Origin of the sequence: Pseudomonas piscis (genome assembly GCF_009380155.1) — a bacterium.
GTDB lineage: Bacteria > Pseudomonadota > Gammaproteobacteria > Pseudomonadales > Pseudomonadaceae > Aquipseudomonas > Aquipseudomonas piscis.
In genome coordinates, this window is the sequence record NZ_WHUV01000002.1 from 771,337 (window position 1) to 794,198 (window position 22,862).

The window sequence follows — 22,862 nt, forward strand, 5'->3', positions numbered from 1 at the left end:
CTCGCAAACGCCCGGCAGGCAGGCTGGTTGGACGCCGCCCTGGTCACGCGGCAGCGCCGTCATTTGCCTGCTTGACATTGAGGTTAAGTTGAACGTTAGGGTTTACCGACCCCGGCCGGTATCGAGCGAACAGACGCCGGCCTTGCCCGGGGTATTCATCAGCGTGATGCACTCTCTGGAGAACTGGAACGTGAAACTTGCAACTGTCACCGCAATGGCCGGCGCACTCCTGGCCCCCCTGGCAAGTCCCGTGCTGGCGGACGCCACGGGCCATGCCGAAACCACGATGATCGATATCGCCGGCCATCCGGTGCCGGTGCTCAAGGGTGGCCTGTACGACCGCTATCGCTCCAACCCGCCGCTGTCGGTGATCGAGGCCGAGGCGCCGGGAATGGACCTGAGCTGGTTCAAGCAACTGGCCAAGACGCGGGTCGACATGGGCTTCGAGTCCTACTCGCCGAACTTCTACTACAAGAACAGCCGTATCACCGCGGTCTATACCGCTGACCTGGCACGTCTGCGCGAGCTGATCCCGGCCGAGGTGCTGGCCCAGGTCCAGCCGCTGCAGGTCTGGCCCGGTCGCGGGCTGGTGGCCTTCACCGCCTACACCTACGACTACTGCGACAACGACAGCTACAACGAAATTGCCCTGTCGATCATCACCAACAAGCCGGGCAAGTCCAACCTCGGCCCCCTGACCCTGGTCGGCCAGTCCATCTCCAAGGACTTCTGGGGCTACGTGCTCAAGCTGCCGGTGAACACCGAACTGGCCCGGGTGCGTGGCGTGGTGGGCTACAACCTGCCCAAGTGGCTGACCGACATCAGCCGCCGCGAAGAAGCCCAGAGCCTGTCCTACGACATCATCGACAGCCAGACCGGCAACGTCGACGTGATCTTCAAGGGCAGCAAGCTTGCGGACCTGTCCCACGACGTCGGCATGGTGACTAACAGCTTCACCAACCTCGACCACAACGGCCAGCTGGCCTACGGCTACGCCACCTCACGCCAGACCAGCCATGCCTCCAGCAGCAGCGCCGACGCCGCGCGCCTGATCCTGGGCGAAGGCAGCCTGTCCGACTACCTGCGTTCGCTGCAACTGGGCAAGTTGGTGAAATACGAGTACGTACCCGAGTTCCAGAGCGCGCTCTATGCCCCCAAGCCCCTGGCCAGCCTGAACGATAGTCACTGATCCCGGGTGTCCTGACGTGACCGGGACCGACCGCCAAGACGGCGGTCCCGGTGGCCACCGATCACTCGATACGCATCTGGCCCGAGCCCGGCAGGCTGCTGACCAGCCCGGCCCCGAGCAACTTCGCCGGGGTGTACGCGCCCCCTGCGGGGCGCTCGCCCGCGAGGTACTCGACCACTGCCAGGGCGCCACTGACGGTCAGGCTGTAGACATTGGCGGTGTGCACCCGGGCCACCTTGCGCTGGCCCTGGGCATTACGCGCCTCGCCCCATACATAGGTGCCCTGGTCGGCCCGCTTGGCATCGTCCGGGCCGGTCACGGTCTTGCCGATATGCGCCTTGAGGCGCTTCTGTACCCAGGCCAGGCCCAGCAGCGGACGGACCAGGTTGGCCAACCTGGCACCGCGGATCATCCCGGCCGACCCGGGGAGGAAGACCTCGATATTGGCAATGCCGGTGGTGTGGTAGGCGGTGGATACGTCGCCCCAGGGAATGGTCATGGCGAGCTTTTCACCGGCGCCGAAATCGATGCGCCGCACCTGGTAGGCCAGCGGCACCGTGACGATCTTGCCGTCGCGCCGCACCTTGCCACCCTGGGCCATGCCCTCCACCGAGGTCTTGGCCGTGCCGGGCGAGAAGCTCGAGCGCGAGTCGAAGCCCAGGGCCAGGTGCGTGGCATCGGGCAGTGCCGCCTTGAGCGCGGCGGCGACGCAGTCGGTGGGGATCACGTCGAAGCCCACGCCCGGGCAGATCACCACCCCCGCCTCCCGGGCTCGCAGCCCCAGGGCCTGGGCATGCTCGAAGACGGCGATTTCGCCGGTGATGTCCAGGTAGTGCGCCTTGGCATCCAGGCAGGCCTGCATCATCGGCGCTGCGGTGGCCGAGAACGGCCCGGCGCAGTGCAGGACCAGGTCCATGTCCTGGATGCGGGCCGCCAGCTGCGGTTCATCGAGCCCGAAGATCCGGGCCTCCAGGCCCAGCTCCCGGGCCAGCGGCTCGACCTTGTCGCGACTGCGTCCGGCCAGCACCGGGCGCAAGCCGCGCTGGTGCGCTTCGCGGGCGATCAGCTCGCCGGTGTAGCCATAGGCGCCATATATCATCCATTGCATCGGTTCGGCTGGGCTGGATCGTTCGTTCATGGTGCGGCTCCTGGCAGGGTTGGGCGAGGCGGCACGCTGCCCTCCTCGATCTGGCTGCGACGCTAACCTTCAAGCCCGGTTCAGGGTCAAGGGGCAAGCCCGGCTCGCCCGTCCTGCTCAAGGATAGAAAAGCAACAGGCCGAATACCGCGAACACTGCCAAATGCATGAACCCCTGGAGCGGCGAGGTGCGCTGGCCGCCGAAGCTCACCAGGGTGAGCCCGACGGTGATGGCGAACAGCAGCATCTCGGCAGCCGACAGCCCCATGATCACCTGCTTTTGGGTGATCAAGCCGATCACCAGCACCGCCGGCACCGTCAGCCCCACGGTGGAAACGAAGGCGCCCAGGCACAGGTTCAGGGTGCGCTGCATTTCATTGTTGCAGGCAGCCTTGATCGCCGTGATCGACTCGGGGGTGAAGACGATGATCGCGATCAGCACGCCGCCAACCGCCACCGGCGCCCCGGCCTGGGCGATGCCGTAGTCGGTGACCACCGCCAGGTAATGGGCCAGCAAAACGATGGGCAAGATGAGCCCAAGCAAGACCAGGGTGCGCAGGAGCATTTCCCGGCGATTGGCCGGCGGCTGCACGTCGGTCTCGGTGCCGGCTTGCGCCTGGGGAAGGTGCAGGCTACCGGCCGGCGGCTGGACGAAAAATCGCCGGTGGCTGCCCACCTGCAACCACAGGAAAGCACCGTACAACAACACCGTGATGGCCGAGACTCCCATGGCCTGGGTGGCGCTGAACTCACCGGCCCCGGAAGTGAAGTTCGGCAGCAGCAAGGCGATGCCGGTGAGCAGCACGATCATCGAGATGTAGGAACCTGCGCCCTGGGCGTTGTATTCCTGCTCGCCGTTGCGCGCAGCTCCAGCCACCAGGCACAGGCCGATGACCAGGTTCATGATGATCATCATCACCGCGAATATCGAATCCCTGCCGATGGTCGGCAGCTCCCCCGGGCCCAGGAGCATGGAGGCGATCAATATCACTTCGATCGAAACGATGGACAGGGTCAGGATCAACGTGCCGTAGGGTTCGCCCAGTTGCCGGGCCAGGTGGTCGGCCTCATGCACCACGCCGAACGCAGCGGCGAGGATGGTGCAGAACAGCAGCAAGAATACCCAGCTGGCGGTCAGTGGCTGCAGGGGCGCGGCCAGCAGCTCGCTCCCCTGGAAAAAGAACAGGCCCACCACCAGCCAGGAGCCGGCCAGGCGCAGGACTGTGGACAACGGCACTACTCGGGAAAGTTCGCTCATGTCGGTCTCATCTTCGGTTCATTGCACAAGGAACATAGCCCAGGCCATGGCAGGTTCCGGTTCGCGGTGAATCACTGGCTGGCACGCCCCTGTCCGGCGTTGCAGGGGGCGCCGGCGGGTAAGCCACGCCGGGCCTGGGCGCAGGCACGCAGCAACCGCGCGGCATGACGAAGAGGCTCGTGCGCAGCACAAGGGATGGAGCAGGCAGGGAAAAGTAGCGGGGACGCTGGCCATGGGGGCTTGCTCAGAAGCTTCGGGCCGTCCCGCATGTCGATCCTGGCCTCGGGGTCGTCCCCGGGCAGGTGGTTGAACGCGCCATGGAAGCGGCGCTGCGGCGCACTCTAGCACCGGTGTGCATGTCGGTTCCAGAGTCAACTCCTGCGAATCCCGCGGCATTCAACCAGCGAATCTTGCTTCTGCAAGCCGGCGAATGCAGGCACACGATTATAGTGGCGAGGGTTATCCGAACTTGGCACAAGCGAGGCACACATGCGATCAGCCCATGGTGGCGAAGCTTCATCCCCCGGAATCGAACGCCTGGATTTCGGCCGGGTCTCGGTGTTCTTCGGCAAGCGCCACGGCAAGTACCCGGACGGCAACCAAGTGATGATCCGCGGGACGGACACCCTGGCGGCCTTCGATCCCCCCATCGTCGCCAACTGCATCGGCCCTTGGTTCGATGCCACCGAGTTGGTGGTCCTGGGCCATGTCCACGAGGACCACATGGCCGGCCTGCATCGCCTGCCCCGAGCCAGCGTCCACGTCCACCAGGCAGACCTGGCCGCGGCCCGGAGCTGGGAGGGCCTGGCGGCGGCGTTCGGGATCAGTCACCCGGAACAGGCCCGGGTCATGCTCGAGTACTTGCAGGGACAGTTCTTCTACGCCCCGCGCCCGGATGCCCAGGGCTACCAGGACGGCTCCTGCTGGGAACTGGGACGCTCCAGGGTCCGCGCCTTCCATATGCCCGGGCATACCGCCGGCCATACGGTGCTTTTGGTCGAGCCCGAGGGCGTGGCCTTCATCGGCGATATCGACTTGACCGGCTTCGGGCCCTACTACGGCGACGCCACATCCAACCTGGGGGATTTTCGCCGCAGCCTGCAGCGCTTGCCGGATATCCCGGCCAAGGTCTGGGTCACTTCGCACCACCGGGGCGTCTACACCGATCGTGACAGTTTCCTCAATGCCCTATCGGCGTTCGCCAGCAAGCTCGATGAGCGTGAAAACCGGCTCCTGGCCTGGCTCGACGAGCAACCACAAGCACTCGAACAACTGGTGCAACGCGGGCTGCTGTACCCACCGGGACACACCGCGCCCTGGGTGTCGAGCGCCGAGCGGCGCACCATTGCCCAGCACCTGGCCGAGCTGCAGCAGGCCGGCCGGGTGCAGCAGGACGAACAAGGACGCTACCGCCCCGGCTGAGGGTGTCCGGATGGCTGCGCTACGTTCGAGGTTCGGCATGCCGCCCACCGAGCGTCCGGCACCTGATCAAGCGTGACTGGCCACCAGCACGCCCATGCCGATCATGGCCAGGATCTGCGTGAAGAAGAACGCGAAACGCCAGCTGGCGACCTTGTCGGTCTGTGGCAGGCAGATATGCACCAGGCTCTGGGCCATGCGCGCAGCCAGCATCAGCAGTGCCAGGCCGTCCAGGGCGCCGCTGGTGACGGCCGATACATGGATCGCCAGCACGATGGCGCCATACACCGGCAGGTTCTCCACGCAATTGCGGTGTGCAGCCATGGCCCGCTGGTACCAATCGCTGCCCTGGGGCTTGTTCGGCTGCCACTCACTCACCGTGGCGCGACCGGTCAGGATGCGCGACCAGCGATAGACGCCGACCGTGCCGAACAAGATGAGCAACGTCCAGCCGGCAAATGCCAACAGGACCCAAGTGGGCGTATTCACTCTGGACCTTCCTGATTGATGGATAATGGCGGGGTTTGCACAGCACTCAAGGTGCTGGCAGGCTCATGACGCTCCGGTTGCCTTGAGCCCGAACCATAATATTAGAATTATCTAAATTAGCAATTACTAATTTAATGGATTACCTGTTCCCATGACTCCAGAACCCATTGGCGACGACGAGCGCTTTCTCGTCGAAGGCGCGCAGAAAGCCGCTACTCTGCTGCGCGCAATCAGCAATGAATACCGCCTGCAGGTGCTGTGCCTGCTGATCGAGCATGGGGAAATCACCGTGGGTGGCCTGCTGCAGCGCATCACGCTGAGCCAGTCGGCCCTGTCCCAGCACCTGGCGAAGATGCGCGAAGAAGGCCTGGTGGCCTTCCGCCGCGAAGCCCAGACCCTGTACTACCGCATCGACAATCCCGACGTGGCAAAGATCATCGCCACCCTCAAGAGCATCTACCGCCCCTGACGACCACTCGCCGGCCCTATACCCGCGCGATCACCAGTTGTTCGAAGACCGGTGCCCGCAGGCGGTCCGTGCGTCCGGCGAAGTAACGTTGCTCCAGCTCGGCCGGTGCGACCAGTAGCGCCTCGGCAAACCCCAGCTCCAGCAGCCAGTGCTGCAACTGCCCGGGGTCGAAGCGGCTGATCCAGGGTTCGCCGCGAGCGGCGGCCAGGCTGGAAAACACCTGCACCGCCTCCTGGTCCAGGCCATCGAGCCCCGGATCCTTGATGATGAAACTCATCACCAGGCCACTACCGACGGGGAGCGCCAGCACATCTTCCAGGGTGCGCTGGATCGCCGCCCGCTCCAGGTACTGGGTGACGCCGAGCCAGGACAAGAAGGCCGGCACTTGGGGATCGAAGCCGACGGTTTCCAGGCCCTGGCGCAGGGTCATGCGCTCGAAATCCATGGCACAGAAACTGAGGTTGCGCGGAATGCCGATGCGCGCCGCGTGCAGGTAATCGCGCTTGCATGCCTGGGAGGCAGGGTGGTCGACCTCGATCAGGCGTATGCCCCGGGCCCAGTCGGGCTGGCGATAGGCGAAAGTATCCAAGCCCGCCCCGAGCATCAGGTATTGCCCTGCCCCAGCCGCTACCGCTCGATGCAGTTCATCTTCGGCCAAGCGATTGCGCATAACGAACAACGCCCGGGCCAGGCACTGCACCGGCCCTTGGAAGTCGTCGGCCCGGGCCTGGATCTGCGCCGCACTGGAGCCCTCGACCAGGCCGACCACCACCGGGTCGTCGACCACCTTGGGGTGCTGGTCAAGTACCTGGTGGGCGGCACGGGCGATGGAGGTGTAGATCGCGGTCCAGCTGGCCGTTGCATTCTGCATGGCGGTTTCCTGTCGGTTGCATGAGAAATCCACCGGCCCCGGCAACGCCGCCTGGTCTGGCAGGTGCCGGGCCGGCTTGCCTTACTGGCTAGGCCAGTGCCTGGCGCACGTAGCGGGCAATGGCCTCCACGGTCGGGTGGTTCCAGATGAGCGTGGGCGGCAGGTCGATCCGGTAGCGCTGCTTCAGGCGAATCCGCAGTGCCACGCTGAGCAGCGAATCCATGCCCTTCTCCACCAGCGACCGCTGGGGGTTGATGTCCTCGGGGGCACAACGCAGTTCAGCCGCGATCAACGCCTGGATGTCTTGCGCCAGCCACTGCCCAAGCTGCTCGTCGGGCACCGCGCGCCAGGGATCGAGTGACGTCACTTGCGCCGCCTCTTGCGCGGCGTCGCACAGCAGCCTGCTCAACACCGGCAGTGGCTGGCCGAGGTCCGCCGAGCGCTGCACGCGAAATACCGCCGCATAGGGTGCACCACAGTCCTGGGCCAACTGCCAGGACGACAGTGCCGTGGGGATACTCAGAGCCCCCAGGCCATTGGCCGCGCATTCGCGCAGGGTCGCGTCGATATTGCTGGACATCCCCAACTGCTCCCAGGCCATCCAGGCGATGCTCAGGGTCCGCTGACCGTCCTGCGCTGCCCGATACCTGGCGAAGCCATCCATGAAGGCATTCGCCGCGGCATAACCGGCCTGCCCCGAGGGGCGCGCCAGCTGCCCGCTGGAGGAGAACAGCACCAGGAAGTCCAGGCTCCCGGGAGGAAACGCCCGCTCCAGGGCCAGGGTCCCGGTGACCTTGGCCCGCAGCACCTGGGACAGGCTGGCGCGCTGCAGATGCTCGATCATGCCGCCCTTGAAGACGCCAGCGGCGTGCACCACGCCGCGTATCGCCGGCAGGCCCAGGGCCGACTCGGACAACGCCTCGGCCACCTTCGCCGTATCGGCGATGTCCAGCGCCAGGGGCAGCACCGTCACGCCCTGGCGCTCCAGCGCACGGATGCCGTCGATCACCAAGCGTTGTCGCGGATCCTGCAGCGCGGGCCAGGCGCTGCGTGCCGGCAAGCCTTGGCGGCCGATCAGCACCAGGCGCCGTGCACCCTGGTTCACCAGGTGCTGGGCGGCCTGCAGGCCCAGGGCGCCGAAGCCGCCGGTGATGGCGTAGGTGGCGTCCGGAACGCATTGCGGCTTGCCCTTGGGGCCTGGCGCGACTGCCTCCTGCAAGCGCAGGACCTGGCAGGCCTGGGTACCGATGGCCAGCACATCCTCGCTCTTGTGCCCCAGGGCGCCTCGTAGCAGGCCGAAGGTGCTGTCGCTGTTCAAGGCTGCCGGATCGATGTCGATCAAGCCTGCCCAGAGGCCTGGCTGTTCGCCGGCGACAATCCGCGCCACACCCCACAGCGGCGACTGGGCCAGGGCGGTCCGGTTGGCCATGGCCTTGACTCCGAAGGTCACGCAACCCAGGCGCAGGGATGGCTGCTCCAGGGCCAGGCGCTGGACCTGCTGCGTAGCTTGCAGCAGGCGCCAGGCATTGGCCTCGACCGCATCCGACAACGCCTCATCGTCTGCCGGTGCGCTGCCGAGCACCAGCACCAGCGTCGGCTGTCCATTCAAGCGCAATTCGGCGCCGTCTCGTACCCGGGCATGCTCGATCCCGGCCCGGCGCAGCCCCAGGGACAAACGCTGCGCGGCATCGTCGTCCGATCCGAGGAGCACCAACTGCGGCAGCGGCTCGGTGGGGGGCTCGAAGCGACAGATCTCCCAATCTTCGACGAACACCGTCGCACTGCTGCCGTGGGCCAGTTCGTCCTGGCGGTCCACCGTCATGAACACCAGGCCTTCGATGCGCGCGGCCAGCTCTCCCCGCTCATCGAGCACCAGCAGGTCGATGGGCTGGCGCTCGCCAGTGCGCGGCGCCAGTTCGGCGAACAGGGTAAAGATCTCCGGTGGCGTGGGCCTCGCGCACAACGAGGCGATAGCCGCCGGCATGCGCAACAGATCGTCATCCGGCAACAACAGCGGCAGGCTGGTCAGCGCGGCATCCAGCACCACCGCCCAACTGTTGGCCTGGCTCGGGCCGAGCTGCGCCTGGATCGTCGCCATCAGCCGGCCCGGCCCGCGCCGCAACGAACGGATATGCCACCGGAAGCCGTAGTCGGCGATACCCCGGCGCCGGTACATCGGCTCGAGCTGCGGCCACTCCAGCGACTCGGGGCAGTCAACCTGCCAGGCCGCCACTTCGGGCGCCGGGCCTTGCAGCTCGGTGCTCCAGTCCAGGCTGGCGGTGGTATGGGTCAACCAGCCCATTTCGCGCTCCTGCTCGGATTGCACCGCTTCATCGTCAAGTCGGCTGCACAGGCGGATCTGCTGGCCCTGCCTGACGATCTGGATATCCCGTGTACCTTCCACCGCCACGGGCGTGCGCAACACCACGTCACGCAGGGTCGGCAGGTGCCCGTCCCGCGTCCCGGCCTGCATGAAGCTGTTCAGCAAGGCCGCCGCTGGCAAGATCTCCACGCCGCAGATCGGATGGCTGCCCGGATAGGGACGCAGTTCGAAATCCAGCCGCGTGCGCCAGATGTCACAGGGCGGCGCACTGCGCACCAGCTGGTGGCTGCCCAACAACGAATGCCGCAGCGGGTCGTGGCCCTTGCCCAGGTTGGCCCGCACCGGCAAGGCCGTGGTCCAGTAGCGCTGGTGGTTCCAGCCCATGCTCGGCAGATCGAGCAAGGCTCCCGGAGCCGGCCATTGCAGGTCGGCGCCGTGGCAATACAGACGAGCGAGGCTAGCGAGCAGTTCCGGATACTCCGGCCGCCCCTCCCTGAGGCTCGGGCACACCATTACGTGTTCGCGCCCGCAAGCATCGGCGGTCTCCTTCAGGGCATGGGCGACGATGGGCTTGCTGGACACCTCAAGGTACAGCTCGAAGCCATCCTCCAGGGCTGCCGTCACCGCTTGCTCGAAAAGCACCGGGTTACGTGAGTTCGCGCACCAGAAGTCCGCATCCCGAGGCGCCAGGGCCCGGGGATCGCCCAGGGACGAGTTGTACATGGGCAGGCGCGGCGTCAGGCAGCGCAGTTCGCCAGCGGCTTGGCGGATATCCTCCAGGACCTGGTCGATGTGTGGACTGTGGAACGCCACATCGCTCGCCACGCGCCGCGGCACCAACCCCTCCTCGGCCCACTCACCGGCGAGCCGCTCGACCTCGCCGGCCGTACCGGAAATCACCGTGGACGAGGGGCTGGCGGCGATTGCCGCGACCACCTGTGCGCGCCCCTCCAGGCGCCTGGCGGCCTCGGCGAATGGCAGGTTGACCATGACCATAGCCCCCTGGCCGGACAGGCGCTGGTAAAGCGCCGCCCGGCGGCAGGCAAAACGCGCGGCCGATTGCTTGTCCAGGGCGCCGGCGACCACCGCCGCGGCGATCTCACCGGTGGAATAGCCGATCACTGCCTGGGGCTCGAGCCCCAGGCTGCGCCAAAGCGCCGCCAAGGCCAGCTGCAAGGCAAAGGTCGTGGCCTGGATACGCTCCACCGAATCGAACCCGCCCTGCTCCAGCGCCTCGCGGGGCGTGTACCCCAGCTCAGCACTGAACACTTCGGCCAGACTGTCCAGTTCAGCGGCGAATACCGGCTGGCTAGCCAGCAGCTCCCGGCCCATGCCATGCCACTGCGCACCATGTCCGGAGAACACCCAGACCGGCCCTCGCCCGGCCAGCACCGAGCCGCTGAAACAGCGCTCACTATCGCTGCCTGCCGCCATCTGGCCCAAGGCCTCGAGCAACTCAGTGGAATTGCTCGCCAACAATGCGCCCCTGGCAGGCAAGTGCGCGCGTCGTTGTCCGAGGGTATGGGCGATATCATCCAGCGCGGCCTCGGGGTGCTGTTGCACCCAATGGGCAAGGCGCGCGGCGCTGTGACGCAAGTTCTGCGGCGCCTGCCCGGACAGCGGGAACAGTCGCGTCCCGCAAAGCGGTTGGGCACCCGGCCGCGCCTGGGGTGTCACCGGCGCAGCCTCGATGATCGCGTGGGCGATGGTACCGCCCACGCCGAAACAAGAGACACCGGCCCGCCTGGGCGAACCGGTGTCCGGCCATGGTCTGAGGCTGGAAACCACCTCGATGCCCGAAGTGCTCCAGTCGACCTCGTCGGTCAGGTTCTCGTACAAGCTACGCGGCAGCTGCCCGTGGTTCAGCGCCAGCACAGCCTTGATCAAGCCGGCGATGCCGGCGCCCGCTTCCAGGTGGCCGATATTGGGCTTGACTGAGCCCACCAGGCATTTCTCGCCGCCGCTACGCGTGCTGCCGAACACCCGGGAAATCGCCGTCAGCTCGGCCTTGTCCCCCAGGCGGGTGCCGGTGCCATGGGCCTCCACGTACTGCACCGAGGCACAGGGAATACCGGCCTGGCGATAGACTTGGTGCAGCATCAGCTCCTGGGCTTCGCCATTGGGCGCCATCATCCCGGCGCTGTGGCCGTCCTGGAACACCCCCGAACCCCGGACCAGGGCCAGTATCCGGTCCTGGTCACGCAATGCATCCTCCAGGCGCTTGAGGACCAGCACCCCCGCTCCTTCCCCGCGGCCATAACCGTCGGCAGCGCCATCGAAGGATTTGCAGCGACCATCGGCCGCCGTGGCGCCCGAGGCATCCAGCGCCAGACTCAAACCGGGGAATGTCATCAGGTTCACCGCCGCCACCAGGGCCAGCCCGGTACTGCCATCGCGCAGGCTCTGGCAGGCCAGGTGCAGCGCCGTGAGCGAGCCGGCACAGGCGGTGTCGACCACCAGGCTGGGGCCATGAAGGTCGAGGATGTAGGACACCCGGTTGGCGATGCCGAACAACATCCCGCCGTTGACCACCCAGGGCTCGATATGACTCAGGTCGGCCAGCATCCGGTGCCCGTAGTCGAACGAATTGGCGGCGGCGAATACCCCCGCCTCGCTGCCCTTGATCATCAATGGCGGGATGCCGGCGTGCTCGAGCGCCTCCCAGGCCAGTTCCAGGATCATCCGCTGCTGCGGGTCCAGGGACTGCGCCTCGCGGGCGGAAATACCGAAGAATCCCGGGTCGAAATGATCGATCCGCTCCATGAAGCATCCACGGCGCGTGGCCTTCTTCAGCGCCGCCGCCACTTCGGGACTGCTGTTCTCATAATCGGCCCAGCGGTCGCCGGGCAAGTCACCGACCGCACAGCGGCCTTGAACCAGAAAGTCCCAATAACTCTCCAGGCTGGAAAGTTGCGGTGCGAAGCGACAGCTCATTCCGACAATCGCGATGGGCTGCAAGCCCGCATGCTGACCAATACCCTGTGCAAGGCGCTGTTCGTCGTCCATGACGCACTCCTGAATATATCCATTTCGTTAGTTTTGAAGGCCTCGAAACTTCATTCCCCAGTCAGTATTCCTTCCACTCGAAAGCCGCCATAGATTCATATAAAAACCATGGATATCAAGGGATTGAAATGTCATTGAATATTAGAAAAAGCCGCTGGCACGCCGGCTTCAAGGCCAAAATCCAAACTAGCAGAAACTTTTTCGGGCACAAGACGGCTACTTGAGCGGAATATAGCCAATCACGCTCAGGGCTATTTCCAATAAACCTGGAAAATAATTGTAGATATAACGATCTGCAACTAATTCGACTCTATTTCCCACCCCGGCTTAACAAACAATTAGTCTTGTTATCTTTGCACTGCTGCGCAAATTGCCAATCGTTATATCGGCCTGGAGAGTTTTTTGACCGACGGTAGTCCTCTCAAGCACCGCTGGCAAAACGCTCGCGATAGCTGCCTGGGCTGATACCGATGCGTTCGCGAAACAACCGGGAGAACGAACTCACATCCAAGTAGCCGACCTGGACCGCGACCTGGTCGATGTTCTGGTCGCCCTGCTCCAGCAGCACCTTTGCCGCATCCAGTCGCAGGTTCTGCAGGTAGTTCAGCGGCGTGCTTTCCAGGGCCGCCTTGAAACGCCGGACGATGGTCTTCTCGCTCACGCACAGGGCCTGGGCCATGTCGCTCATGCGGACCTCGCGGTGCATGTGGTTCTGCAGCCACTGCTGCGCCTGGCTAACCAGCGAGTCGTTGTGCTCGCGGGCGACCAGCAGCGGCAGGAAGGCGGCCTGGCTGTTCTGGCTGACGTCGATGAGCATGGTCCTGGCGGTCTGCCGACTGACCAGTGGCCCGGAAAATCGCTCGATGATCCGTACCGCCTGCAGCAGGTAGGACGCTTGCGCACCGGCGCAGACCAGTCGCTCGGCCTCGGTCAGGATCGGCCGCGGCTGCAGGTCCACCAAGGGAAAACGCTCACGGAACTGGCGCTCCAGCCACCAGGTGGTGGTAGCCGTGCGCCGGTCGAGCAAGCGGCTCTGGGCCAGGAGAAAGGTCCCGGTGCAATTGGCGGCGATCCAGGCCCCGCCCCGCCACTGGCGTACCAGCCAGGCGCTGACCGCTTGTTCGCGCTCCAGCAACTGGTCGAAGGCACGCGCGCCGGCGTAGTGGATGCTGGGGATGAACACCAGATCGTAACGGCTCCTGGAACTGATCTTGCGGGTCTGGAGGCTCAAGCCGTTGCTGGTGGTGATCGATCCACCAGCGCGGGAAACGAAGTGCCAGGTATAGCTATCCAGCCCGTCGTCCTGGCGCCGCAGGTGGGAATTGGCCACTTGCAGGATATCGGCGAAGCCGGTGGCACTGGAGGCGTAGCAGCCGTCGAAAGTGAGGATGGCGGCGCAAGGCATGCTGTCCGATCTCGCATAGAAATTGTCTTTATAGACAATATACAGCGCTAGGGCCGCTGCCTAGAGTGTCGCCACCGCAGTTTCCCTCAAGGATCGGATAGCGCTATGACTCAAGCATTTCCTGAAATCGTGGTGGCCGGTGCGGCCCGCACCGCCATCGGCAGCTTTGGCGGCGCGCTGCGCGACCAGCCACCCTGCGACCTGGCCACCCTGGTGGTGAAGGAAGCCATTGCCCGCGCCCAACTATCCCCGGCCCAGGTGGGCCAGATCGTGCTGGGCAATGTGCTGCATACCGAACCCCGGGACATGTACGTATCCCGCGTGGCGGGCTTGCAGGCCGGCATGGACCAGGCGTCCACGGCCCTGACCGTCAACCGCTTGTGCGGTTCGGGCTTGCAGGCGCTGGTGAGCGCGGCCAACGCCATCAGCCTGGGTGATTGCGAGATCGCCATCGGTGGCGGGGTCGAGAGCATGAGCCGCTCGCTGTTTGCCGTGCCCGCCGCCCGCTGGGGCGCACGCATGGGCGACAGCCAGTTGATCGACATGATGACCGGCGCCCTCAATGATCCGTTCGGCGCCGGCCCCATGGGCATCACCGCGGAGAACGTAGCCAGGCAGTATGAAATCTCCCGCGAGGAACAAGACGCCTTCGCCCTGGAGAGCCAGCGCCGGGCCACTGCGGCCATTGCCGCCGGGCACTTCCGGACGCAGATCGTGCCGGTCCAGATCACCACGCGCAAAGGCACGCTGACCTTCGATACCGACGAATACCCCAAGGCCGACGCCAACCTGCAAGCGCTGGCCGGGCTGCGGCCGGCGTTTCGCAAGGACGGTTCGGTGACCGCCGGCAACTCCTCGGGAATCAACGACGGCGCTGCCGCCTGTGTGCTGATGTCCGCCGCCGCGGCCCAGCGCCAAGGCATCAAGCCGCTGGCGCGGATGCTCGGCTATGCGGTGTCCGGGGTCGATCCGGCGGTGATGGGTACCGGGCCGATCCCGGCGGTGCGCCGGGTGCTGGAACGCACCGGCCTGGCCCTGGAGGCCTTCGACGTGATCGAGTCCAACGAAGCCTTTGCCGCCCAGGCGCTGGGAGTCTGCCGGGGCCTGGGCCTGGACCCGGCGCGCACCAACCCCAATGGCGGTGCGATTGCCCTGGGGCATCCGCTGGGCGCCAGCGGCACCATCCTGGCCATCAAGTGCATCTACGAGTTGCAGCGCATCCAGGGTCGCTACGGCCTGGTCACCATGTGCATCGGCGGCGGCCAGGGCATTGCCGTGGTCTTCGAGCGCCTCTGAGGTTCCTGGCGCCGGGCAGCGCGGTGAAGCCAGGGCGGGCCTGATCCATAGGATTGTCCCTGTGCGTCACCTGCCCTGATGCAGGTGGCGTCCTGGTCATTCGAACGATCAGTCATGCCGATCCTTAGTATCTTCTTCGCCAGCACCTCCCCGCATCGCCCCGGGCAACTGGATGCCTGGTTGCCGCAGCACCTTTGGCGCGTCGGTGCTGCCGACCTGCCGCTAGAAGCTGGCGCAGCTTTGCGGGTCAATCGACGACATGCACCCGGGTCCGGTTGCGGCCCTCGTGCTTGGCCCGGTACAGCGCCTGGTCAGCCAGGCTGACCCAGTGTTCCAGGGAGGCCTCCTGGTCGACCTGGACCATGCCGATGCTGACGGTGGACGCCAACTCCCCCACAGGCAGCGCCAAGCGGTGCGCGCTCCAGCATTCGCGCAGGCGCTCGAGCAAGGCCAGGGCCTGCTCGCGATTGGTCTGTGGCAGCAGCAATACGAACTCCTCGCCGCCATAGCGAGCGAACAGGTCTGTGCGCCGGACCTGGCTTTCGCAAACCGCACTGAAGGCCTTCAGCGCCTGGTCGCCCACCAAGTGGCCGTGGTTGTCGTTGATCCGCTTGAAGTGGTCGATATCCAGCATCGCCAGGCACAACGAACGCCCCTGTCGACGGTCCTGGGCCAGCTCGAGCTTGGCCCGCTCGATGAAGGCCCGTCGATTGAGGGCACCGGTCAAGGCGTCCCTGGCGGCAGTCTGGCGCAGCTCCTGCTCCAGGGACTTGCGCCCGCTGACATCGCGGATCTCCGCCACCTGGGTGCCATCGTCGAGGGCCGCGACGGTCAGTTCGGCGGCGAACTGGCTGCCGTCGCGGCGTACCGCCACTCGATCCAGCGGCACCCCATCGAACCGCCGCAGTTGTTGCTGCAGGTCGGCATCGGTTTCGAACAAGTGCTCCAGGGGACGCTCGTGGTAATGCTCGCGCTCGCAATCGAACAGGCGCTTGAGCACCGGGTTGGCATCGACGATCCGCCCGTCGCGGACGATCACCACGGCGGCGCTGGTGATGTTCATCAGGCGCTCGAAGCGCACCGCGCTGCGCTCGGCCGCCAGCAGGAAGCGGCGCAGGCTGAGCAGGGTCAGGCCGAACAGGCAGAGGATCCACAACGGATAGCCAATGTTGAAAGCCAGCAGTTCGGCGGCCGCCTCCAGGCCTTTGCGCGGCCGCAGCGCCTGGAGCAGATCGAGGGCACCGCTGGCGGCTGCGCTCAAGGCCAGCAAACCGAACATCAGCGCGGCGAAGATCCGTACGCTGCGCAGCCGGCGATCGCCCGGCAGGCACAACAACGCACGACAGGCCAATGCCCGGACGAAGGCACTGACGAAGGTGTACAAGGCCACCACCAGCTCGGCTTCCAGCGGCTCGCCCAGCCAGTGCCACAACAGCCAGGGCACGGCGGTCAGGCAAACCGCCGGCACCAGCCACCAGGGCGCGGGACGCTCGAGGAAGCGGAACACGCCGATGACCAGCACCGCCTCCCCCGAGGTCAGCAGGCTGTAGCTCAACACGTTGTACGCCAGCCCCGCCGAGTGGCCACCGAACAGCAGCAGCAACTGGCCCAGCCCCACCAGCAGTATGCCGAGGGTCCACAGGCCCGGTCCCGGATAGGGGCGCGAGTAGTACCACAGCGCCAGGCAGATGATCGCGCTGGCGATCAGGATGTTGGTACCCAGCAATAGCGGGGAGAACAGCAAGGCATTCATGGCGTTGGGGAGTCCGGAAATCGAAGGGGCCGACTGCCGTGATGGCGGACAGCCACCAGTGACGCCTGGGATACCAGGGCGGCCGGAGCTTCTCGATGCACGGGGTCAAGGCAGGGGCGCGATCATGGCTGGACCAGCACCTGGCGTTGCCTAGGGGTTTTCTGCCGGGCACGTCCGAACTTTAGGTGCCTGGGGTAAAAATCCGCCCGCCGGTTGCCGGTCGGGCGGAGCCTGGGTTGACGGTCCCTGCCCCGGCCTTCAGGCAGTCAATGGGCAATCATCGACAGGGCCCGGATCAACTGCGCCAGGTTGCGCTGGCCGTCGGCGGCCAACCGGACGCCGGGGTGGTAGCGCAGGCTCGTTGCCGGCTCCTCGGCCTGTGGTGCCGGACGAGACCGGGCCGGGGGCTGGACCTGATATGGGCCGGGGGCGCGGGCCAGGTCAGCGGATTTCAACGACGCGGCATAGCCGACCCCGGGCTCCAGGCGCTCGAGCAACTGGAAGACACCGTCCAGGTCGCAGTCCAGGACCAGAGTCACGCCGGGGTAGGCCTGGGCCGGCGCAGCGCCAGCGCCTTGGCCAGAATCGTGTGGCTGATCGATCAGCAGCCAGCTGCGATGCTTGAAGCGCGCCCCCACCTCCTTGAGCAGATCGTTCCATTGCATGGCAGGTCCTCAACGGGCGGCAACCAGCACCGGGATCGCATTGTTCAGGGAGAACGCCACCAGGAACACGGCCAGCCCCACGTCGATCTGCCGCGTGTACTTGAGGAACAGCGCCTTGACCGGCCCCTGGCCGAACAGCAGCGCCACCAGGGAGTACCAGGTGACCTCCAGGGTCGAGCACAGCACCACCACCAGCACCTTCTCGAGATCCGAGCGTGGCGAGGAAAGAAACCCGGCATAGATGCTGATCATGAAGGCGATGGTCTTCATGTTGCTGATGTTGGTGATCACCCCCACGCGGTAGGCCTTGGTGAAACTGGTGGCTCCGGGCGCGCTGGCGGTCGGCGCGCTGGCAGTCCTGGCCAGCACGCTGCGGATGATGCTGTAGGCGATGTACAGCAGGTACAACGAACCTGCCAGGGTGGCCGCCTTGGAGAAAGCCGGATACTGGTCCAGCAGTACCGCCAGGCCCAACAGCGAGATGGTCGAAAAGAACACCCCGACGGTGCAGATGCCCAGGGTCGCGCCGATCCCCGTGGACACCGAGCCCAGGGAAGCGAAGCGACTGACGATGATGAAGTTGGGGCCCGGGCTGATGACCGCCAGGATATAGATCAATGCTGCGGTGAACATGGCAACTCCTTGTCATGGCGCGGCAGCCCGGCCGGGCTGCCGCCAGGGTGCGGGCTTCAGGCCAGCGCCGGCTCGGGTGAACGCAGTTCCTGGCCTGGGGCCAGCCGCTCCTGCAAGGCGGACAGGATGCGCTCCACGCGCAGCGAGATCAGGCTGAACGAGCCGGCATCGCCAAGCCCGTGGGAGCTCTCGCACAAGCCGTTGAGGAACACCGCCGGCAAGCCGTCCAGGACCGTCAGGCTGTAGTCGCGGTTGACCACCAGGGCACCCTGGCCGTCGCGGCGAAAGCCCTGGTGATAGGGCTCCAGCAGCGGCGGATAGAGCTCGCCGTTCTCTTTGTCGGCGATGTCCTTGAACCCGGTGGCCAACACCAGTGCGTCCAGGGTGAGGTGCGAGGCCTGCAACTGGTTGACCTCGGTCAGTGCCAGCTCGACCTGCCCTGCCGCGTTCAGGCTGGCGCGCTCCACGGCGGTGTTGTTGAGGATGTGGATACGCTGCTTGCCCTGCAGCTTCTCTTCATGGATGCGCACGTACAGCGCATTGATCACATCGGCATCGGCCGAGCTGTAGTTGGTACCGCGCAATTGGCGGTCGATCCGGGCCTTGGCCTCGCTGGAGAGCGCGAAGTAGTAGTCGATGAACTCGGGGAAATACACCTTGTCGCTGAATGGGCTGGTGTCCTTGAGGCGAAAGCTGAAGCTGCGGTGCAAGGCGTAGATGTCCTTGTCGGCGAACCGGGCACTCAGGTCGAGGACGATCTCCACCGCGCTCTGGCTGGAGCCCAGCACACCAATACGCTGCACCTCGGGCGGCAGGTCGTGGATGTTCTCCAGGTAATGGTTGAGGTGGAATATGCGCGGGCCGGTCAGGCCCTCGAACACCGCGGGAACGTTCGCCGTGCGTCCGGTGCCCAGCACCAGGGTACGGCCATGGATCACCTGATGATCGTTGTAGGTCACCTTCCACAGGCGCTGGCCCTTGAGCTGCACCGGTTCGACCTTGCTCACCCGGGCCGAGGATTCGACGCTGTCGAGGAAATGCCCGGCCACCCACTTGATGTATTCGGCGTATTCGCGGCGCAAGGGATAGGCCAGCGGCAGGTTCAGGTAGTCGAACAGGCGCCCGGTTTCCTTCAGGTAATTGACGAACCCGTAGTGGCTGCGCGGATTGCGCGGGGTGACCAGGTCACGCAGCGGGTTGTTCTGGATATCCGAGCCACTGAGCAGCATGCCGTCCTGCCAGTCCGGCTGGCGCTTGGCGTCGAGAAAACGATAGCTCAGCGGCGATTGCGCTTCCTCCAGAGCGATGGCCAGGGCCAGGTTGGAGGGGCCGAAACCGATACCGACAATATCGTAAACAGTATCTGACATGGGAAAGCTCCTATCCTTGGGCATGTTTGAGTGGAAGGTGGTAATAGTGATAGTCACTGTTCTCGATGAAACCGAACTGCGTATATATATTCCGCGCCTTCGGATTATCTTCGGCGCCTTCGATGAAAAGTTGCTTGGCCTGGGTATCGACCCCCAACTTCCGGGCGGCATTCAATAGTGCCAATCCGGCCCCTGCCCCCCTTTGCTCTTCATCGACATACAAGTCGTTCAATATCCACAAGCGCTCTAGGGTGACACTGGAGAAACTTGGGAAAAGTTGGCTGAAGCCGACGACCCGTTGGTCGAGTTCGGCGACGATGATGATCGACTCCCCAAGAAAGAAACGTTCCAGGATGAAAGCCAGCGAGCGCGACAAGTCGCTGGCCTGGCCATAGAACTGGCGGTACTTGTCCAACAGCGGCGCAATGGCCTGGGCGTCGTCGATCGAGGCATAGCGAGTCAGGACCTGGCTCATGGCTCACCCCTCGCGACGTCGGCGAAGGCCTGCTCGAGAAGCTTCAGGCCCTGGGTGATCTGTCCCAGGCTGATGGTCAGGGCGGGCAGGAACTTGAGCACTTGATCGTCCACCCCCGAGGTCTCGATGATCAGCCCCAGGGCATAGGCCCGGGCGGCGATCTTCGGTGCCAGCCCCCGGTCCTGGAACTCGATGCCCCTGAAGAATCCCCGGCCCTTGAGCCGATTGGGCGCCTGGGCGGCGAAACCGGCAGACAGCGCCAGCAGCCCCTCGTGGAGGAACGCCACCTTGGCCTTGAGCTCCTCGGTGAACCCCGACCGGCTCCAATAGTGGTCGATCACCGCCTTGCCAGTGACGAAGGCCAGGTTGTTGCCACGGAAAGTGCCGTTGTGCTCCCCCGGCTGCCAGATGTCCAGGTGCGGGGCGATCAACGTCAGCGACATCGGCAAGCCGTAGCCGCTGATGGACTTGGACAAGGTGACGATATCCGGTGTGACCCCGGTGCCCTCGAAGCTGAAGAAGTCGCCGGTGCGGCCACAACCGGCCTGGATATCATCGATGATCAGCAGGCTGCCATGCTCCCGGGCTATGTCCCGTACCGCCTGCAGCCAGGCGGCGCTGGCGCTGCCGACACCGCCTTCGCCCTGCACGGTTTCCAGGACGATCGCCGCGGGTTTGTCCACCCCGCTGCCGGCGCGCAGCATCTGCGCCAGGTATTGCGAGGTGTCCAGGCCATCGCCGAAGAAGCCGTCGTAGGGCATGAAGGTCACGTTGTTCAGGTTGACCCCGGCACCGGCGCGCTTGCGCGGGTTGGCGGTCAGGGCCAGGGAGCCCAGCGACATTCCATGGAAGGCATTGGTGAAGGCCACCACGTTCTGGCGCCCGGTGTACTTGCGCGCCAGCTTGATCGCCGCCTCGACGGCATTGGTTCCCGTGGGCCCGGGGAACTGGACTTTGTACTGCAGGTTGCGCGGCGCCAGGATCCGCTCCTGGAAGGTGGTAAGGAAGGCTTTCTTGGCCGTGGTCTTGAAATCCAGGCCGTGGGTGATGCCATCGCGGGCGATGTAGTCGAGCAACGCCGCCTTGAGCAGCGGATTGTTGTGCCCATAGTTCAAGGCCCCGGCGCCACTGAAGAAGTCGATGAAGACCTCCCCCGTATCGCTGGTCAGCGTCGAGCCTTCGGCGGTCTGGAAGGTTGCGGTGAAGTCCCGGCAATAAGAGCGAACGTTGGATTCCTTGAGTTCGAAGATATCCAGGGACGAAGGAACAGCAGGAACAGCATCTACCAGCAAGTGATTTAGCGTGGCCGTCATGTCAGGTACCGTTTATCGATCCAATGAATGGACTAACAACGGAAAGAGCGTTTCCTCAGTGGCCAGGTAGCGAATGCCGAGAAGGCTTCAATCCTTTGCAGTCCGGATTTAAGTTTCATCCAATGAAACATGACCCGCTCTGTTGGCCAGCAGGAACAATGACGACTTTCGAGTTGCAGGCTAACAGCCCTGATAACTCTGCGGAATAATTATAATTTCATATGCATATAATTTAACCCGCGCATATATAGCGACCTGCAATGGCTCGCGAAAATGACAGCTTGAAATCACAGCGCCCCGCTGCCCTGCCGCCCATCCGGGGAAGCCTGGCGCTTACCCTTGGCCTGGATGCCCGGGAGCAAGCCCGCGGGTAGTCAACCTGCTGCCGGGCAACCTCAGTGACAGCCGCCTGTGCAAGCTCGCCCCGACCCTGGTGCTGGAGGTCCATGACGGGATGCGGATCATGCAGGAGGAAATCTTCGGCCCCCTGCTGCCGCTCAAGAGCTACCGCGCACTGGAGGAGGTCGTGGAGTACATCAAGGACCGCGACCAACCGCTGGCGCTCTACTTGTTCACCCGCCAGCCAGAGGTGCAGCGGCAGATCATCGCCCAGACCCAATCAGGCGGCGTGGCGATCAACGACTGCGGATTGCACGTGGCCCAGCACGACTTGCCCTTTGGCGGTATCGGCGCCAGCGGCATGGGCCACTATCACGGCCATGAAGGCTTCTTGGAGTTCTCCAAGATGAGGCCGATCTTCAAGCAGTTCGCCTGGCCGGCCTTCCCCATGTTCTACCCGCCCTACGGCAAGCTCCACGAGCGCTTGATGAGCCTGATGCTCGGGCGCTGGGCAACCCTGTCCGCCCCTCACCCGGGGCGGTCAGGACGGGGTTCCACAGGTTTTAGTCTGAGACTTTCAGGACCCTTTAAAAATACTATTGTCACAAATGAAACTACAAAGACTCAGGCAAGTGATTACAATGCGCGGGTGCCGGCAAGGAGTACTTCTTGCTAGGAATCTCCTCACTTGCCTGAAGCCCCGAACACCCCATGACACTGCATGACGCCCGCCTTCTCAAACAGCTGACCACTGCGATAGTCAACCACCCACGTGCCACCATGAAGGAACTGGCGGAACTGGCCGGAGTGAGCAAGGCCACGCTCAACCGCCACTACGGGACCCGTGCCAACCTGGAACAGCAACTCGAATTGCATGCCAAGAACGTGCTCGTCGGCATCACCAGCAACGCCGGGCTGCACGCCGCCGAACCGCTGGAGGCCCTGCACCACCTGATCCGGGAGCATCTCACCCACCGCGACCTGCTGGCCCTGCTGATGTTCGAACATCGTCCCAAGGGGCCGATGCTGGAGCAGGAAGCGTCCTATATCGAGGATCTGGATGCGTTCTTCCTGCGCGGCCAGCACCAGGGGGTGTTTCGTATCGATATCAGCGCCGCGGCCTTCACCGAGCTGTTCATCAACCTGATCTACGGCATGGTCGATGCTGAACGCCGCGGCCGTGCGGCCAGTGCCAATTCCGTCCATTCCCTGGAGCAGATGTTCCTGCATGGCAGCGTCGCCCAGGAGGCCAAGTCGGGCAGGCGCCCATGAAAAAGGCCGGCTGGATCGCTCCAGCCGGCCTTTTTCGCCCCCTTACTTGATCAGCGGTATCTGGCTCCCGGTCTGCAGCACTTGCACCGCATCCAGCTGTTCCTCGATCTGCAGCAAGCGCATGCGATCACCGGCGACAGCCTCAGCGACATCTGGTCGATGCGGCACATGACAGGCGCC

Annotated in this window: 19 protein-coding genes; 6 read left to right on the forward strand and 13 right to left on the reverse strand. The window is 64.8% G+C overall.

The features are described from left to right. The first annotated feature begins 190 nt into the window (after positions 1–190). Positions 191–1,189, forward strand: a complete 999-nt coding sequence (locus tag GDH07_RS13555; RefSeq protein ID WP_053129792.1) for a hypothetical protein — start codon at positions 191–193, stop codon at positions 1,187–1,189. 61 nt (positions 1,190–1,250) lie between these two features. On the opposite strand, the gene GDH07_RS13560 is transcribed toward GDH07_RS13555, so the two are convergent. Together GDH07_RS13560 and GDH07_RS13565 are read right to left on the reverse strand one after the other, a co-directional pair. Further along, on the reverse strand, positions 1,251–2,327 hold the full coding sequence (locus GDH07_RS13560) for a saccharopine dehydrogenase family protein (RefSeq protein ID WP_022640968.1): 1,077 nt from the start codon (positions 2,325–2,327) through the stop codon (positions 1,251–1,253). A gap of 117 nt (positions 2,328–2,444) precedes the next feature. Then, positions 2,445–3,584 carry a calcium:cation antiporter gene (locus tag GDH07_RS13565; protein WP_053129787.1) on the reverse strand — a complete coding sequence of 380 codons (1,140 nt, stop codon included), beginning with the start codon at positions 3,582–3,584 and terminating at the stop codon, positions 2,445–2,447. A 489-nt stretch (positions 3,585–4,073) separates the two neighbouring features. Here GDH07_RS13565 and GDH07_RS13570 point away from each other — a divergent pair, with 489 nt between their 5' ends. Further along, complete coding sequence (locus GDH07_RS13570) at positions 4,074–5,006, forward strand: MBL fold metallo-hydrolase (protein ID WP_152897867.1); 933 nt, start codon at positions 4,074–4,076, stop codon at positions 5,004–5,006. Between the two features lie 66 nt (positions 5,007–5,072). Here the strand turns inward: GDH07_RS13570 and GDH07_RS13575 are convergent, their stop codons facing one another. Then, positions 5,073–5,492, reverse strand: a complete 420-nt coding sequence (locus GDH07_RS13575; RefSeq protein WP_022640971.1) for an MAPEG family protein — start codon at positions 5,490–5,492, stop codon at positions 5,073–5,075. Between the two features lie 151 nt (positions 5,493–5,643). Here GDH07_RS13575 and GDH07_RS13580 point away from each other — a divergent pair, with 151 nt between their 5' ends. Next, the gene (locus tag GDH07_RS13580) at positions 5,644–5,961 is read left to right on the forward strand and encodes an ArsR/SmtB family transcription factor (protein WP_022640972.1); all 318 of its coding nucleotides are present in this window, start codon (positions 5,644–5,646) and stop codon (positions 5,959–5,961) included. 16 nt (positions 5,962–5,977) lie between these two features. Here the strand turns inward: GDH07_RS13580 and GDH07_RS13585 are convergent, their stop codons facing one another. The 3 genes from GDH07_RS13585 to GDH07_RS13595 all read right to left on the reverse strand — a co-directional run bounded on the left by GDH07_RS13585 (position 5,978) and on the right by GDH07_RS13595 (position 13,566). After that, positions 5,978–6,832 (reverse strand): class I SAM-dependent methyltransferase, encoded by an 855-nt coding sequence (locus tag GDH07_RS13585; protein ID WP_085653255.1) that lies wholly within the window; start codon positions 6,830–6,832, stop codon positions 5,978–5,980. A gap of 88 nt (positions 6,833–6,920) precedes the next feature. After that, positions 6,921–12,161, reverse strand: a complete 5,241-nt coding sequence (locus GDH07_RS13590; RefSeq protein WP_152897868.1) for a type I polyketide synthase — start codon at positions 12,159–12,161, stop codon at positions 6,921–6,923. A gap of 421 nt (positions 12,162–12,582) precedes the next feature. After that, positions 12,583–13,566 carry a GlxA family transcriptional regulator gene (locus tag GDH07_RS13595; RefSeq protein WP_152897869.1) on the reverse strand — a complete coding sequence of 328 codons (984 nt, stop codon included), beginning with the start codon at positions 13,564–13,566 and terminating at the stop codon, positions 12,583–12,585. Between the two features lie 105 nt (positions 13,567–13,671). Here GDH07_RS13595 and GDH07_RS13600 point away from each other — a divergent pair, with 105 nt between their 5' ends. Further along, positions 13,672–14,862 carry an acetyl-CoA C-acyltransferase family protein gene (locus GDH07_RS13600; RefSeq protein WP_152897870.1) on the forward strand — a complete coding sequence of 397 codons (1,191 nt, stop codon included), beginning with the start codon at positions 13,672–13,674 and terminating at the stop codon, positions 14,860–14,862. Between the two features lie 247 nt (positions 14,863–15,109). On the opposite strand, the gene GDH07_RS13605 is transcribed toward GDH07_RS13600, so the two are convergent. From GDH07_RS13605 to ectB, 6 genes are all read right to left on the reverse strand, one after another. Next, entirely contained in the window at positions 15,110–16,615 is a 1,506-nt protein-coding gene (locus GDH07_RS13605; protein WP_152897871.1) for a sensor domain-containing diguanylate cyclase, read from the reverse strand. Between the two features lie 266 nt (positions 16,616–16,881). Continuing rightward, entirely contained in the window at positions 16,882–17,280 is a 399-nt protein-coding gene (locus tag GDH07_RS13610; RefSeq protein ID WP_152897872.1) for a hypothetical protein, read from the reverse strand. A gap of 9 nt (positions 17,281–17,289) precedes the next feature. Beyond that, positions 17,290–17,913 carry a LysE family translocator gene (locus GDH07_RS13615; RefSeq protein WP_053129770.1) on the reverse strand — a complete coding sequence of 208 codons (624 nt, stop codon included), beginning with the start codon at positions 17,911–17,913 and terminating at the stop codon, positions 17,290–17,292. Between the two features lie 56 nt (positions 17,914–17,969). Continuing rightward, a complete protein-coding gene (locus GDH07_RS13620; protein ID WP_178124062.1) occupies positions 17,970–19,283 on the reverse strand; it encodes a SidA/IucD/PvdA family monooxygenase in 1,314 nt (437 codons plus the stop codon). 10 nt (positions 19,284–19,293) lie between these two features. Then, a complete protein-coding gene (locus GDH07_RS13625; protein ID WP_022640982.1) occupies positions 19,294–19,758 on the reverse strand; it encodes a GNAT family N-acetyltransferase in 465 nt (154 codons plus the stop codon). Continuing rightward, positions 19,755–21,014 (reverse strand): diaminobutyrate--2-oxoglutarate transaminase, encoded by a 1,260-nt coding sequence (gene ectB, locus GDH07_RS13630; RefSeq protein WP_218584741.1) that lies wholly within the window; start codon positions 21,012–21,014, stop codon positions 19,755–19,757. Before ectB ends, GDH07_RS13625 begins: the two co-directional genes overlap by 4 nt. Before the next feature lie 466 nt (positions 21,015–21,480). Between ectB and GDH07_RS13635 the strand changes: the two genes are divergently transcribed. Both GDH07_RS13635 and GDH07_RS13640 read left to right on the forward strand, forming a co-directional pair. After that, positions 21,481–22,086 carry an aldehyde dehydrogenase family protein gene (locus tag GDH07_RS13635; protein WP_281356333.1) on the forward strand — a complete coding sequence of 202 codons (606 nt, stop codon included), beginning with the start codon at positions 21,481–21,483 and terminating at the stop codon, positions 22,084–22,086. Between the two features lie 35 nt (positions 22,087–22,121). Further along, positions 22,122–22,682: a TetR/AcrR family transcriptional regulator gene (locus GDH07_RS13640; protein ID WP_152897876.1), complete on the forward strand. Its 561-nt coding sequence runs from the start codon at positions 22,122–22,124 to the stop codon at positions 22,680–22,682. Positions 22,683–22,724: 42 nt separating this feature from the next. Here the strand turns inward: GDH07_RS13640 and GDH07_RS32700 are convergent, their stop codons facing one another. Continuing rightward, complete coding sequence (locus tag GDH07_RS32700) at positions 22,725–22,850, reverse strand: hypothetical protein (protein ID WP_281356317.1); 126 nt, start codon at positions 22,848–22,850, stop codon at positions 22,725–22,727. Positions 22,851–22,862: the final 12 nt, after the last annotated feature.